General features: G+C 41.8%; 13 protein-coding genes. 8 read left to right on the forward strand and 5 right to left on the reverse strand.

The window, feature by feature from the left end; translation table 11 throughout:
* The 3 genes from tolA (at position 1) to pal (ending at position 3,414) form a co-directional block, all read left to right on the forward strand.
* Positions 1–1,239, forward strand: coding sequence for a cell envelope integrity protein TolA (tolA, locus tag ACRAD_RS09815; RefSeq protein ID WP_010699841.1), 1,239 nt, complete (start codon positions 1–3; stop codon positions 1,237–1,239).
* Between the two features lie 281 nt (positions 1,240–1,520).
* Positions 1,521–2,804: a Tol-Pal system beta propeller repeat protein TolB gene (tolB, locus tag ACRAD_RS09820; RefSeq protein ID WP_016801359.1), complete on the forward strand. Its 1,284-nt coding sequence runs from the start codon at positions 1,521–1,523 to the stop codon at positions 2,802–2,804.
* 37 nt (positions 2,805–2,841) lie between these two features.
* A complete protein-coding gene (pal, locus tag ACRAD_RS09825; protein WP_005019302.1) occupies positions 2,842–3,414 on the forward strand; it encodes a peptidoglycan-associated lipoprotein Pal in 573 nt (190 codons plus the stop codon).
* Between the two features lie 53 nt (positions 3,415–3,467).
* Here pal and ACRAD_RS09830 read toward each other — a convergent pair whose 3' ends face one another.
* Complete coding sequence (locus ACRAD_RS09830) at positions 3,468–3,656, reverse strand: NF038105 family protein (RefSeq protein ID WP_005027062.1); 189 nt, start codon at positions 3,654–3,656, stop codon at positions 3,468–3,470.
* Positions 3,657–3,829: 173 nt separating this feature from the next.
* Here ACRAD_RS09830 and ACRAD_RS09835 point away from each other — a divergent pair, with 173 nt between their 5' ends.
* The 5 genes from ACRAD_RS09835 (at position 3,830) to ACRAD_RS09860 (ending at position 7,127) form a co-directional block, all read left to right on the forward strand.
* The gene (locus ACRAD_RS09835; protein WP_005027064.1) at positions 3,830–4,804 is read left to right on the forward strand and encodes a class 1 fructose-bisphosphatase; all 975 of its coding nucleotides are present in this window, start codon (positions 3,830–3,832) and stop codon (positions 4,802–4,804) included.
* A 52-nt stretch (positions 4,805–4,856) separates the two neighbouring features.
* Positions 4,857–5,633, forward strand: a complete 777-nt coding sequence (locus tag ACRAD_RS09840; protein WP_005027066.1) for a TrmH family RNA methyltransferase — start codon at positions 4,857–4,859, stop codon at positions 5,631–5,633.
* A 163-nt stretch (positions 5,634–5,796) separates the two neighbouring features.
* Positions 5,797–6,417: an RNA polymerase sigma factor gene (locus ACRAD_RS09850; protein WP_005406789.1), complete on the forward strand. Its 621-nt coding sequence runs from the start codon at positions 5,797–5,799 to the stop codon at positions 6,415–6,417.
* Positions 6,410–6,730, forward strand: coding sequence for a hypothetical protein (locus tag ACRAD_RS09855; protein ID WP_005027070.1), 321 nt, complete (start codon positions 6,410–6,412; stop codon positions 6,728–6,730). Before ACRAD_RS09850 ends, ACRAD_RS09855 begins: the two co-directional genes overlap by 8 nt.
* Positions 6,720–7,127 carry a DUF3106 domain-containing protein gene (locus ACRAD_RS09860; RefSeq protein WP_005027073.1) on the forward strand — a complete coding sequence of 136 codons (408 nt, stop codon included), beginning with the start codon at positions 6,720–6,722 and terminating at the stop codon, positions 7,125–7,127. Before ACRAD_RS09855 ends, ACRAD_RS09860 begins: the two co-directional genes overlap by 11 nt.
* Positions 7,128–7,173: 46 nt before the next feature.
* Here the strand turns inward: ACRAD_RS09860 and ACRAD_RS09865 are convergent, their stop codons facing one another.
* The 4 genes from ACRAD_RS09865 to cxpE form a co-directional block, all read right to left on the reverse strand.
* Positions 7,174–9,579: a CSLREA domain-containing protein gene (locus ACRAD_RS09865; protein WP_005027075.1), complete on the reverse strand. Its 2,406-nt coding sequence runs from the start codon at positions 9,577–9,579 to the stop codon at positions 7,174–7,176.
* 13 nt (positions 9,580–9,592) lie between these two features.
* On the reverse strand, positions 9,593–11,404 hold the full coding sequence (rbtA, locus tag ACRAD_RS09870) for a rhombotarget A (protein WP_005027077.1): 1,812 nt from the start codon (positions 11,402–11,404) through the stop codon (positions 9,593–9,595).
* A gap of 116 nt (positions 11,405–11,520) precedes the next feature.
* Positions 11,521–12,228: a DnaA regulatory inactivator Hda gene (gene hda / locus ACRAD_RS09875; RefSeq protein ID WP_005027080.1), complete on the reverse strand. Its 708-nt coding sequence runs from the start codon at positions 12,226–12,228 to the stop codon at positions 11,521–11,523.
* A 21-nt stretch (positions 12,229–12,249) separates the two neighbouring features.
* Entirely contained in the window at positions 12,250–13,437 is a 1,188-nt protein-coding gene (cxpE, locus tag ACRAD_RS09880) for a chloramphenicol efflux transporter CxpE (RefSeq protein WP_005027082.1), read from the reverse strand.
* Positions 13,438–13,515 lie beyond the last annotated feature (78 nt).

Below are 13,515 nucleotides of genomic sequence, written 5' to 3' on the forward strand. Positions count from 1 at the left end.
ATGAAAGATTTTAAAAAGCCTCCTTTTAAACAAAAAGCAGTAGCAATTGGATTTACGCTAGGCGTACATCTGGTGGCTGTGGTCGGCTTGCTTTATTTGGGTATGAGTACACCGCCTGAAGCTCCTAAACAAATTAAAACTGTACTTATTAAACCTGAGGATCTCCCCCCGCCTGAACCTGTTCCTCTAGAACAGACGGATACTGTAGAGACCGTACATGAAAACCAGGCAACCGAAATTACGCAAACTGCCGAGCCAAGTATAGAACCAGCTCCTGTTATTCCAGTTCCTGCTACAACCTCTGCTTCACTACAGGCAACTGAAGCTGCAAAACGTGCAGAAGAAAAGGCGAAAGCAGCAGAGGCAGAAAAATTAAAAGCTCAAGCAGACGCAAAAGTAAAAACAGATGCCGCGTCACGAGCTAAAGCTGAAGCATTGGCTAAACAAAAGACCGAAGCTCCTGAAAAAGCTAGAGCTGATGCACAAGCAAAAGCTGACGTTGCTGAAAAAGCCAAAGCTGATGCGCAGGCCAAAGCAAAAGCTGACGCTGCTGCAAAAGCAAAAGCGGATGCTGCTGAAAAAGCCAAAGCCGATGCACAGGCCAAAGCAAAAGCTGATGCGCAGGCCAAAGCAAAAGCTGACGCTGCTGCAAAAGCCAAAGCCGATGCTGCTGAAAAAGCCAAAGCCGATGCACAGGCCAAAGCAAAAGCTGACGCTGCTGCAAAAGCCAAAGCCGATGCGCAGGCCAAAGCAAAAGCTGACGCTGCTGCAAAAGCCAAAGCTGATGCGCAGGCCAAAGCAAAAGCTGACGCTGCTGCCAAAGCTGATGCGCAGGCCAAAGCCAAAGCGGATGCTGCTGAAAAAGCCAAAGCCGATGCCGATGCCAGAGACCGGGCTGAGGCTGAAGCGAAAGCATCAGCTGCAAAAAAAGCAGCTGAAGAAGCGGCTGATAAAAAAGCTGAAGCTAAAAAAATTGCTTCATCTGCCAAACGTGATTTTGAAAATAAAATTAAACGTGCTTGGGATATACCTAATGGCTCTTCTGGTAACAAGGCAACAGCACGTGTAACTTTAAGTGATAGTGGAGCTGTTCTCTCAGTGGTAGTGAATTCAAGTGACCCAGATATGAAAGCCAGTGTAGAAGCTGCGGTAAGGGCAGCCGCTCCTTATCCAATGCCATCTGATGCCGATGCACGACGTGAAGCACGTACCTTTACCTCTACATTTACTGCTAAATAAAAAAACCACCCTCTTTTGAGGGTGTTTAAATAAATTGACCGAGTTTTATTTTTTATCGATAGGATTGGGTTATTTTGATTTTAATATCAATATATTAATTTTACTCTTTATAATTTTCTGAAACCTATAACTTGGGGTATCTATTTCTTTAGTTATAAGATGGTTCTGACTTCTCACGAGATAGTCATATTTACATGCTTTAAATAGATTTAAATTATGTCATCATGTTACAAATTAGCATTCCCATACCCCAGAATCATGGAATTGAGCGCCCTGCGATTATGAATATGACGCGTAAAACTCTTTTAGCCTTTGCCTTAACAGCTGTTTTTAGTCCGGCCATCACCACTACAGCTTTTGCCCAGTTACACCTTGAAATTGCAAAGGCTCCTGAAGAAGCTCCTAAAATAGCAATAGTACCCTTTGCAAATGATCAGTCTATTTATCCAATAGTTGAAAGTGACTTGAATCGTTCAGGGCGCTTTACTAGTTCATCAAAAAATCTTCCGGCTAGCGCTGCACTCAATAATATTAATGCGCAAAGCTGGCAAGCGACTAAAATCCCTTATGTAGTGACAGGTAGTATCAAGTCTGTCGCAGGTGATTCGTATGAAGTGCATTACCAGCTTTATGATGTCGAGAAGCAGACTTATCTGTTAAATGAACTTTTAACTGTACCCGCTTCACGTATACGTCAGGCTGGCCATATGATCAGTGATGCAATCTATCAGGCACTGACAGGTATTCCTGGTGATTTTAGTGGCCGTATTGCTTATGTACTGCGCAATCCGGCAACCCCAGAACAGCGTTATACCTTACAGATCGCTGACACTGATGGTGAACAGCCGCGTACTGTCCTTTCTTCACGTGACCCGATTCTGTCTCCAGCCTGGACACCAGATGCAAAAAAACTGGCTTATGTCTCGTTTGAAACCAAGCGCCCTGCGATTTATGTGCAAGATCTGGCTACTGGGCAACGTGAAGTACTGGCCAGTTTCCGTGGTCTTAATGGTGCACCAAGTTTCTCTCCAGACGGACAGTCTATGCTCTTCACAGCGTCTATGCATGGAAACCCTGAAGTTTACCAGATGGATTTGAATACCCGTCAGCTTAAACGTATGACTAATGATTCTGCCATCGATACAGAAGCCCGATATGCACCAGACGGTAAATCTTTTATTTTTACTTCAGATCGTGGCGGTTCAGCACAGATTTACCGTTATAGCTTTGCAGATGGCTCAGTCAAGCGGTTGACTTTTAAAGGTGCATTTAATGCGCGCGGTACCTTAAGTGCAGATGGTAAAAAAGTCGCACTGGTACACCGCCCAGCCGGAAGTAACTATAAAGTTGCCATTCAGGATATTGCTACTGGCATTACCAACATTCTTACCCCAACCAGTCTGGATGAATCTCCAAGTTTTTCTCCAAATGGCCAGATGGTCGTTTATGCTACCCGTGAAGGTAACCGGGGATTACTGGCAATTATGTCAACTGATGGGCGCTTCCGGATGAATCTGCCAAGTGAACAAGGCGAAGTTCGTGAGCCTGCTTGGGCACCCAAATAATTTAACTGGCTATAACAATTTTTTCATGGAGATTAAGATGAACGCAGTAAAATATTTAACTCTTCCCTTACTGGCTGCCAGCCTAGTTATTACTGGTTGTGCCAACCGTAAACCTACTTCAGATGTTACGACCACTACCACTCCAACTACAGCGGGTACGAGTGTTAACACAACCGGTCTAAGTGAAGATGCGGCATTAAATGCACAGAATATGGCTGGTGCTTCAGCTAAAGGTGTTACCGCAGCGAATCGTGCTTATTTAGCAAAACGTGTTGTATACTTTGACTATGATAGCAGTGATCTGAGCAATGAGGATTATCAGACCCTACAGGCTCATGCCCAGTTCCTGATGGCAAATGCCAATTCAAAAGTTGCTCTAACTGGCCATACCGATGAACGTGGTACACGTGAGTACAATATGGCATTGGGTGAACGTCGTGCCAAAGCAGTACAAAGCTATTTAGTGACAAATGGTGTAAACCCCAATCAGCTTGAAGCTGTGAGCTATGGTAAAGAGATGCCAATTAATCCTGGCCATGATGAAGCAGCTTGGAAAGAAAACCGTCGTGTAGAAATCAACTACGAAGCTGTACCGCCATTACTTAAATAATTAAACGCTCAAATTTCCAAGAGCAAAGCGCACAACATCTGTTGGGCGCTTTTTTAATTCTCCGACTTTTTATCTTCTTCATTTTTTTGCATGGCTTCAATCATGTCATGCTTATTAAATTCTTTGTATTCAGGTTTCGCTTCATAACTTTCCCAAACTTCTTTCACTTTTTCAGTTGAGATATTATCCAGCTTAATTGGCTCATTTGGAGTTGGAGTCGCATCAAAATGTTTGGTCGTCATAGATTTACTTCCTTTTTTATGAACATAATTCAACATAGCATGTTCGTGTAGAGTTGCAAGCGCAAAAACAACACATCTCATCACGCAATAAAATTGTTAATTACATTGGTTCTCCTCTAAAATAGCCCAGTTCTTTTTATACATCTATTTTCTCTTTGCTGGAGCTTTTTGGTATGACCAATTACACCTTGTCCCAATATTTACAACAACAAACTGGGAATTTAACGCCTGAGCTGGCTCAAGTTATCAGCACTATTGCCGATACCTGTAAAGTAATAGATCAGACTTTACAAAAGGGTGCACTTGCAGGTGTTTTGGGCAGCGCAGAGCATGAAAATGTACAAGGTGAAACCCAGAAAAAACTTGATGTTATTTCTAATGACTATTTGATTGATGCATTAAAAGTACATCCCCAAGTAGGCGGGCTGGCTTCAGAAGAGCTTGATGAATTTACGCCTGCTCAGGAAAATGGTCAATATCTGGTATTATTTGACCCGTTAGATGGTTCAAGCAATATTGATATCAATATGTGTGTAGGAACTATTTTTTCAATTTTACCTGCAAAAAACCATATAACTCAGGCTGCCGACTTCATGCAGGCAGGGACTCAGCAGGTTGCTGCCGGTTATGTTCTATATGGCCCTTCCACAATGCTGGTACTGACTGTAGGTGCAGGCGTTGTATTCTTCACCTTTAATCCAGACAGCCAGGAATTTGTTTTAACCGCAGAGAATATTCAGGTCGCAGCCGATACCCAGGAATTTGCTATCAATGCCTCAAATCAGCGCCACTGGGAAGAACCGGTTAAGCGTTATATTGATGAACTGCTGGCTGGAAAAACTTCTACACGCGCTAAAGACTTTAATATGCGCTGGGTTGCCTGTATGGTTGGCGATATTCATCGTATTCTCTGCCGTAGCGGGATTTTCCTTTATCCATATGATTTAAAAGATCCTGAAAAAGCGGGCCGTTTACGTCTGATGTATGAAGCAAATCCAATGAGTATGCTTATTGAGCAGGCTGGTGGTGCTTCAACTACAGGTCGCGTACGCATTTTAGAAATTGAGCCGACCGATCTGCATCAGCGCGTGCCAGTGATTATTGGTTCCAAAAATGAAGTTGAGCTGGTTACAGGCTATCACCAATAATTTATTTATACAGAGATGGGTTTAACTACTCATCTCTGTGGACTCTTTACTTATGTCAATTATTTTTCTTGAATCTAAAGACAACCCTAAAATCAAACATTTACGGGGACTCATTGAACAGAACAGTTACCGTAAAAAACAGCGGCAAACTATTCTTGAAGGAACCCATCTCTGTCTGAGCTGGCTCCAGGAAAATAAAAAAATCCATTCACTGTTCAGTACTGAACAGGCATTAAATCATCCAGACTTTAAACAGATCCTTGAGTATTATCAGGGTCATGTATTTGTCTTAAGTGAAGCACTTTATCGTGATTTAAGTACCTTGGGTACAAGTTTGGCTTGTCTCGCAATTATTGATCTGCCGACAAATACCCAACCCCTGCAATATCATCTTGATACACTTATTTTAGAGAATGTACAGGACCCAGGAAATGTAGGCACATTATTGCGTTCTGCTGCCGCCGCTAATATTCAGCAGGTTGTATGTACCCAAGGCTCAGCTTCACTCTGGTCACCACGAGTACTGCGTGCTGGTATGGGAGCTCATTTTTCTTTAAATATTTATGAAAATGTCCAGCTTGAAGACATACTGGAGAAGTTTGAAATTCCTGTATTCGTAACCAGTTCACATCAGTCTGAAAGTATCTATCAGCAGGACCTCACACAACCTTGTGCATGGATTTTAGGAAATGAGGGACAGGGTGCGTCAGCATATGCGTTACAGCATGCAAAAGCTGTCGTGATTCCCCAACCAGGTGGTCAAGAATCATTGAACGTTGCAGTTGCAGGCTCTATCTGTTTTTTTGAAATGGTTCGCCAGCGGCTCTAAAAGGTTAAATTATTTTAATAAAGGGCTAATTGTGGTTAAAAATCCTTTAAACTCTTAAAAAATAATTATCTACTATGTCAACCCAAACATTATTTTTGACGTTATTTAAGTGATGACCAACAAAATAATGAGTGGGTGTCCAATGACGGGATTTTCCATCTCTATGGATTTAGTACCGAAACAGCCTGATGCAGAACATCTCAGCAGTACGCATGCCAGTACGGCTGAGCAGCGTCTGAAGTTTTTTATGCAGGATGTGACGGGTCGTGCTCTGGTCATGATGGAAAGTGCAACACAGGGGCAACAAGGCATAGCTATGGATCTGGTACAGGAAGCATTTATTTCCCTACATAAATCCTATCGTGATAAAAGTACTGAAGAATGGTACCCCCTGTTCTATACAATTTTAAATAACAAATTACAGGACTGGCGTCGTAAGGAAGCACGCCGTGCCCAACCTTTTTCATTTTTTAGAAAAGTCAGTCTGGATTCAGATGAAGAAGAAATGATGGATATCGTGGATGAATCGAGTCCAAACCCTTCTGATTTTCTGGATCAAGCGGTTACTGCAGAAGAAATACAGGCCGCTGTTTCAAAACTTCCAGTTCGACAGCAACAGGCTTTTATGTTGCGGGCATGGGAGGGTTTTGATACCCAAACTACTGCGGAAATTATGGATTGTACCGAGGGCAGTGTAAAAACTCATTACCATCGGGCAATTCAGGGATTAAGAACAGCTTTAGCGCATTTAAATCCACATATGGGAGGATCATCAGATGAATAAAGATGATTTCACAAAAAAAGTGACTTCCAAGCTTGATACACTGGCTACTCATCATAAGGCTAAACCTGTAGTGATGAATCATGTACTCGAAACCATACAGGATCGTCCATCACCACATTACAGCATGTGGCGGATGACAGGTTTTGCTCTTGCTGCAGCCATTACTGGTTTTGTCATATTACCCAACTCTATGGAAATGACAGAGCAGCCACAAAATCAGGTTGCTGTTACTCCAAAACTTTCACCCCAAATGGTGGAAGATTTGGAAATGTTACTGGTTTTAGGTGAGGATAGGGTCGGTCATGGCAGCTAAGAAACTGGCTTTAGCTTTATGTACCTTAAGCTTTTTACAAACCAGCTTTGCAGGGTTCGAACGTTTCTGGATTTTTTCTAAAGATGCCGGGGCCCAGATTAATGAAACTTGGGACACCTTGTCCGATGAAGAACAGCGCGCCCTGATTAAACGTTATCAGACTTTAAAAGAATTACCTGAAGAACAAAGTGCCGCTCTACAGCAACGCATGGACTGGTTTACCCAGCTGCCAGAGCAGGAAAAACAGAAAATGCGTGAAACTTGGCAACAGATGAGCAGTCACGAACGGCATGATCTGAGACAAAGAATGCAAAAAGCAGCTACCTCAGAGCAACGTGCATCAATCCGCCAAGAATATATGAATAAATACATGCCTGCTGCACTTAAGGCAAACTAGATAAAAATCAATCAATTCAATAAAAAAGCCTCTTACGAGGCTTTTTTTAAACGTTACGGCGAAACCGATACATGCTTAAAGCTAATAGGCTTAATATTCCCCATATTCCAAAGCTTCCTCCTCCACCGGCAGTATTAGTATTCTTAGCTGTATTTTCTAGCAAGATAGTTGCCGTACTAGATTCCTCACCTTCAGCATCAAAAATATTATATTCAAACCGATAGTTAAACTGGCTGAAATTATTTTTGGCCTGGATATGGATCTGTCCACCATAGCAGGTCTCTCGAATATAATTACCCGGACATGGACCGGTACGGTCTGCACTGACCGTTACACCTGGAGGAATAACGCTAAAACGTATAGGTAATTCCTGTCCGTCTGCATCGTGAAAGAAGGCTGATTTATTTGTATTGAGCTTTAATTGTGATGTAGGACCATCACCATCATCACTGTCATTTTCTAGCGGATTAATACTGACTTTTAAGTCTGAGCCATACTGTAATGTATATTTATCATCTTTTGCAATTGGAGCAATATTAATAAAATCTGCTTTAACAAGTCCTGTTGAAGACTCACCCGTTTTTGCCTTGATGGTGTAAGCACAATAAGCGCTACCGGTATTAGCAGATAACTGGTCATCTGTCCGATAAATCATAATACGCTTTAACTCAGGCATCCATTCACAAAACAGATGTTCATCTTGCTGTCCATTAAACTTAAAATCTGCACCACTACCAGAAACTGAACCTACACCGTATTTATGCGTTTCGATACTATACTGATCTGTACTGAGTTCTTTTGGACGCAATTCAAGCTTGCCATTTTCGTTGAGAAATTCTTCTTCACTTGGTAAAGCCAGCGTAAAAGGATCAATGTAAATGGTACGATACTTCTGTTTCAACTTGATATTGGCAATTAGACGTTCTAATTCGCTCAACTCTTTTTGATAAATAGCCTGCTCTTCAGTATCTTCTATTTCTTTTATGCCCTCTTTCAAGTTGTCAGCTTCTTTTTGATAGGTATCTAGAACTTGTACAATAGACAGATTCTTTAAATCTGTAATATCAGCTGCTGTTAGGCGCATGCGCTCTACAGAACCGATTTCACAGGTATTTTTCATTTCAGGATTTAAAGTTAAAGTACCATTTGTAATCCGGGCCAGTCCGCGCTGATCAAGTGTACTGCAATCCTGTGTTGCGCCTGTGTTCACCAGATCTGAAGCATTCTGATTGTCCTTAGGATAATAGAGCGGTAGATAGAGATTGTATTTTGAGGGTTGCTGATAATCAGATAGAACGCTTTGACGTGAGATATTGCTCAGGTCTACCGTTGTCTGTATTTTTAATAGTTCTTCAGGCAATACACATTGACCTTCCACATTGCCAAGTTGTAGTGCATTGTATGCCAGAGTTAGCCCCAATGTCTTATTCTGGCTATTACTGTCTTTACGGACAAAGTCACAGGATTTGCCTGTATTGAAAGCTAAAACATTAAAGGCTAAAGCCTTGGTACTGTTTTCATCAAAATAAAATGTACTATTGGCCTGATTTTCTACAATGGTATTACTGATTAAAGCGAGAGATGAGGCGGAGTATAATGGACGGCCTAGCTCAGATACCGCACGAATAATATGGCCATCTACCAGATTTGCTTTATTCCGGGCAATAGTATTGGCACTTAAGGAAACACGTGTTAAGCCGCATAACTCAATCGTACTGCGGTCATTTATCGTACCATTTTGAACCAAGCTACTACGCTCTACACTGATAGCAGGCTGGGTACCCAACAGATTTGCTGAACAGTCCATGGCAAAAGCACTTCCAATTTTTGCCTGATTTCTTTGAATTAGGGTGTTTACTAAAGTCATCTGTTTTTCTAGGTTTTGTGCAATGATATAAACAGCACCACCTGCTTTATCCGACTTAGAATCTTTAATAGCCGTATTTGTCATATTTAGTGGGCCAGCTATGAGTAATGCTCCTCCTTCAGCAGAGGAATAACCATTTTTCAGTTCAATATTTTCAAGAAAGATACTGGCTTGGGTTTCTGAAGTATTGAAAATTCGGGAGGTATGATTTCCGTTGATAACTGTGCTTATAGGCCCACGTGCCGGATACTGGTGTGTTAAAGGATCTTTTGTCTTGTAATCGAACGGTGTTTCTCCATAAATCTTGACCGCACTTTCTGGCCGTAACTCTCTCTTAAGTATATATTCTCCGGCTTGCAATTGAATTCTGTCTAGCTGACCAGTTCCAGTATTTCCTGCTGTACACCCACCATATGCAATATTTTTACGGGCTGCAACCAGAGCTTCACGTAGCGAACACTTATTCAGGTTTTCGCCATCTTCATCTTCAAACGTATTGACATAAATAGTCTTGTCTTCTGCAGCCATCAAAGTCATGGCCGTCAGTATCATCAGGCTCAATAGCCCCTTTTTATAAATTTTCATTATTTGGCCCTAATTATTTTGTATACCGACGTAGCCCGACTAATGCTAAAAGCGTAAATAAACTGAACATTCCGAGTGCCCCACCGGAAGTTTTAATTTTGTCACTTTCCATGTGGTTTTCAGGTTCTTGTCTGACCTGTACATTAATTTCCATATAAGGAATATTCTGGTTAAAGCGCGTAGAAGTAGTTACCAGACGGATCTTAAAAATATCAGTTCCATGCCAGCCACCATTCGGGGTATAGACCAGATTACCTTCCTCATCAATCTTTAATGTCCCCTTAGATTGAGTCACTGTTTGTACAACTTGTATACAGCCAGCCTGCCATGCTTCTCCGGATGGATGAGGGCCTAAGATTGCGTTACATTGTTCTTTAGGAATCAGGTCGCTATCTCCAAGTAAATCGGCAACCGACATTTTGGCCTGACTACCAGTCCGTATATCTTCACCCACCAGACTTACTGTCGTTGGGACAATAATTTCAATTGCTCCACGATCGCAAAATATATTATTTGAATCTCGCGCCTGTTTGCGCTGGTCAGCAGCTTCACAGCCCACTATTTTGATATCAGGATTAAATGAATTTTTACCTTTATTGACTATAGGTGAATCCGCCAGACTGTTATAACTTAGCAGGATACGGGGACGAAAATATCCCAAAAATGTATCTTTAGGCTGACTATAGGGACATAACAGGCTATTAGGGTCCTGCGACATACTCTTGCATGCGCCCTGTAAGGTCTCTCCCGCAATCAGCTGTGTACCGGACCAGTATTCATTAGGATAATGGGTAGCACCTAATCCACATTCCTGACTGACCAGATTATTCTGTAGAATGCTTTGGTCATTTTCGGCAAAAGCACAGTTAGTCTGCTGACCACCAGGATAAGGATTTCCTAAAATGATACTGTTGGCCAAGTATCCTTTACCTAAAGGTGCATCGAATAAAATACCAGCCTGATTACCGACAATGGTCAGATTGTTTAACCCGATCCCGTCACGCAAGTTAATAATATGGCCCTGATTTTTTAAAAAAGTACTACTATTTACCCAAGCCCTAGCTTGAGGAAAATCAGTAATCTTATTTTCTTCTAGACGGCTGGCCGAATAAATATTGCTGGAACCTGTTTGAGTTGTATTATTTTCACGAAATACTGAATTTGAAATCCGGAACTCAGGAGCATGGGTATATAAAATAGCACCTGCCAGAGCTTTATTATTTTCAATAAGGCTTGATTTTATTTCAACTATACTGGCAGCAGTTTCAGCCTCTGGCTGGCCCATATTATATATTGCTCCGCCTTGGGCTGCTGATCCATTATATAAACGGGTGTATTCCAAAGTCAGATATTCATTATTATAAATTAGCCCTCCCTGTTCGGCACATTGACTGGCCCCACATCCCTGCAAAGTAATTTCTCTTAGACTGACTGTCGCTAAAGTTTTTTTACTGTCATCAATGCGGAAAATATTATCAGTACCCAGCATCTGAATTGTGGCGTTATTTAAACCGGGTACATCCTTATCATTAACATCGGTGGTATAACTGGTTCTGATCGACAGGTCAGCCTTGATGTTAATATGATTGCTGAGTTTATAGACTGCTTTTTTTTCAAGCAAAATCGTAGAAGTAGATGATTTCCCACCACATCCATTATAGCCAGCTTCAGGTAAACCCAGATTGATATATTCAATTGCTTCCCGAAGCGAGCATTGTTTATCATTTGCAGAGGATATATCTTCAGTTGTTGTTACCACAATGTCAGCACTATAGGCTTGCCCCGCAATGCATAACATAGCTATGCCTATGCTCTGTTTGAGCATATCCATCTCCTTATACTTTATTTCTATTTTTTATTCTTAAGCTGCAGTTCCGTGCAACATCGAATTATTTTTCTGTACTGTGTCACAGCTTGAGTAATTACTCAAGATTTTTCCGTTTACCGGCCATACTCATCAATTAAGGCAAATATCTGGCGCAAAGTCATATTTGAAAGCCGTGTTCGCTCTCCCTTGAGCAAGGTTTCCAATTGTTCTAAAGTTTGTAAAAGACGTGCTGCCTGATGTGGCCCATGTAATAAAAGATAATCAATAATCTGTTGGTCTAGCTGTACGCCCCTGCGTGCTAGTACTGAATGAACTAGTGCTTGACGATCTGCATAGAGACTACCGTTGGGCACTTTTACACTGACCGCCTGAGTCAGCCGTGACTGTAAATCAGGTAGTTCAAGTTTCAATTCCATTGGTGCAAACCGTGAGGAAAAAATCAGCTGCCCTCCCTCTTCATTATTATAATTAATAAGATGAAAAACGGCACGCTGCCAATGTGGAACACCACTTATAGCTTCGATATCATCCAGTGCAACCAGATCATATTTTTCCAGTGATGTAATTGCTTCAATAGGCGCATCCAAGAGTTCAAGGAGTGAAACTTTAATGGCAGATTTACCTACCTCCATATAGGAATCGCAAATCGCAGATAGAAGATGGCTTTTACCTGAGCCTGCTGCACCATAAATATAAAACCGGTTCATAAGACCAGCATGCAACTGCCGGACTGCATCTACTACAGGCCCCCAGCTTGGCCCGGAAAAATCACTGATTCGAGCATCAAGTTGAAGTTCTATATCCAGTTGCAGCTGACGCATATATTTGGCCATATCCTATCGTTATTTAGTATCAATATGAACTGTCTTTTCAGTATCTTGCGACTTTTCAAGCTCAATATCAAGATTTACCTGTTCGGCATCTATAATGAGACTGTCCGTACCTTTATCTCCCATCAGATTAGGTGGACCATAGAATGTACTGTGTTCATAGCATTCACGTAAATGTCTAAGCAGTACTACAATCACTGCAGCCATTGGCAAAGCAATGAGCATACCGAAGAAACCAGCTAGCTGTGCACCGGCCAACACAGCAAATACAACAGCAACAGGTGATAAACCTATCTTATCACCGAGCAGAAAAGGCTGCAGGATATAGCCTTCTACCGCCTGACCCACCATAAAGACGACACCAACCAGAATTAGCTGGGTCCAGTCCAAACCGAACTGGAACAATGTCGCAATGACTGCGGCAATAATCCCTACAGCAAAACCCAGATAAGGAATAATACTGGCAAGCCCGGCAACCATCCCAATGATCAGCCCGACTTCAAGACCAATCAGCTGTAAACCTACTGCATAAACAATTCCCAGCAGGATCATGACCAAGAATTGCCCTTTAACGAAGGCACCTAATACATTATGGCATTCATGAACTACCTGAATAGTATTTTTTTCATAAGGCCGTGGAATCAGGCGACGCATACTGTTCAGCATCCGGTCCCAGTCCAGCAGAAAGTAAAAAGCAATGATTGGTATCAGAACAATTGTACCGCCAATCTGGATGAAATTTAATCCGGATTGCGCCAGACGTAGCAACATGGTCTGAATGCTATCTGCACTATAATTGGTCTGAATATAATCCATGACTACAGTAGAAATCTGTTCAGTATCAATTTCCATCTGCTCGACATTAAATGTGTTAGAAACCCAAGGCAAAAAGGTCGCGTTTAACCAATGTATACCTGCTGGAATACTGTCACGCGCATAAACCAGTTGCTGCCAGACCAAAGGCACCACATACCAGATTGCCAGTACCAGGAGAATACCAATTCCAATAAAGACAATACTGATCGAGAGCCAGCGCGGTAAATGATATTTGTGGAGCCATGCCACTAGCGGACTAAATAGATAAGCAATCAGAAAGGCCATTAAAAATGGTATGACTACCGGTTTTAGCAGGTAAAGCACCCAAAGTAATAATGCAATCGCCGCAAGAATAAAAATACGACGTAAGGTACGGTCGACCATGGAAACACGCCTTTTATAAGTATCTAATCATTATGAAGAAAGAAATATTTTAGTAAAATAGCATTTTAGAGCATAAAT

Origin of the sequence: Acinetobacter radioresistens DSM 6976 = NBRC 102413 = CIP 103788 (assembly GCF_006757745.1) — a bacterium.
GTDB classification, from domain to species: Bacteria; Pseudomonadota; Gammaproteobacteria; order Pseudomonadales; family Moraxellaceae; genus Acinetobacter; species Acinetobacter radioresistens.

Excerpts from the sequence above, each read along its gene's own strand:
- tolA (WP_010699841.1), top strand. The coding sequence starts at position 1 with ATGAAAGATTTTAAAAAGCCTCCTTTTAAACAAAAAGCAGTAGCAATT.
- tolB (WP_016801359.1), top strand. The coding sequence starts at position 1,521 with ATGAATATGACGCGTAAAACTCTTTTAGCCTTTGCCTTAACAGCTGTT.
- pal (WP_005019302.1), top strand. The coding sequence starts at position 2,842 with ATGAACGCAGTAAAATATTTAACTCTTCCCTTACTGGCTGCCAGCCTA.
- ACRAD_RS09830 (WP_005027062.1), bottom strand. The coding sequence starts at position 3,656 with ATGACGACCAAACATTTTGATGCGACTCCAACTCCAAATGAGCCAATT.
- ACRAD_RS09835 (WP_005027064.1), top strand. The coding sequence starts at position 3,830 with ATGACCAATTACACCTTGTCCCAATATTTACAACAACAAACTGGGAAT.
- ACRAD_RS09840 (WP_005027066.1), top strand. The coding sequence starts at position 4,857 with ATGTCAATTATTTTTCTTGAATCTAAAGACAACCCTAAAATCAAACAT.
- ACRAD_RS09850 (WP_005406789.1), top strand. The coding sequence starts at position 5,797 with ATGGATTTAGTACCGAAACAGCCTGATGCAGAACATCTCAGCAGTACG.
- ACRAD_RS09855 (WP_005027070.1), top strand. The coding sequence starts at position 6,410 with ATGAATAAAGATGATTTCACAAAAAAAGTGACTTCCAAGCTTGATACA.
- ACRAD_RS09860 (WP_005027073.1), top strand. The coding sequence starts at position 6,720 with ATGGCAGCTAAGAAACTGGCTTTAGCTTTATGTACCTTAAGCTTTTTA.
- ACRAD_RS09865 (WP_005027075.1), bottom strand. The coding sequence starts at position 9,579 with ATGAAAATTTATAAAAAGGGGCTATTGAGCCTGATGATACTGACGGCC.
- rbtA (WP_005027077.1), bottom strand. The coding sequence starts at position 11,404 with ATGCTCAAACAGAGCATAGGCATAGCTATGTTATGCATTGCGGGGCAA.
- hda (WP_005027080.1), bottom strand. The coding sequence starts at position 12,228 with ATGCGTCAGCTGCAACTGGATATAGAACTTCAACTTGATGCTCGAATC.
- cxpE (WP_005027082.1), bottom strand. The coding sequence starts at position 13,437 with ATGGTCGACCGTACCTTACGTCGTATTTTTATTCTTGCGGCGATTGCA.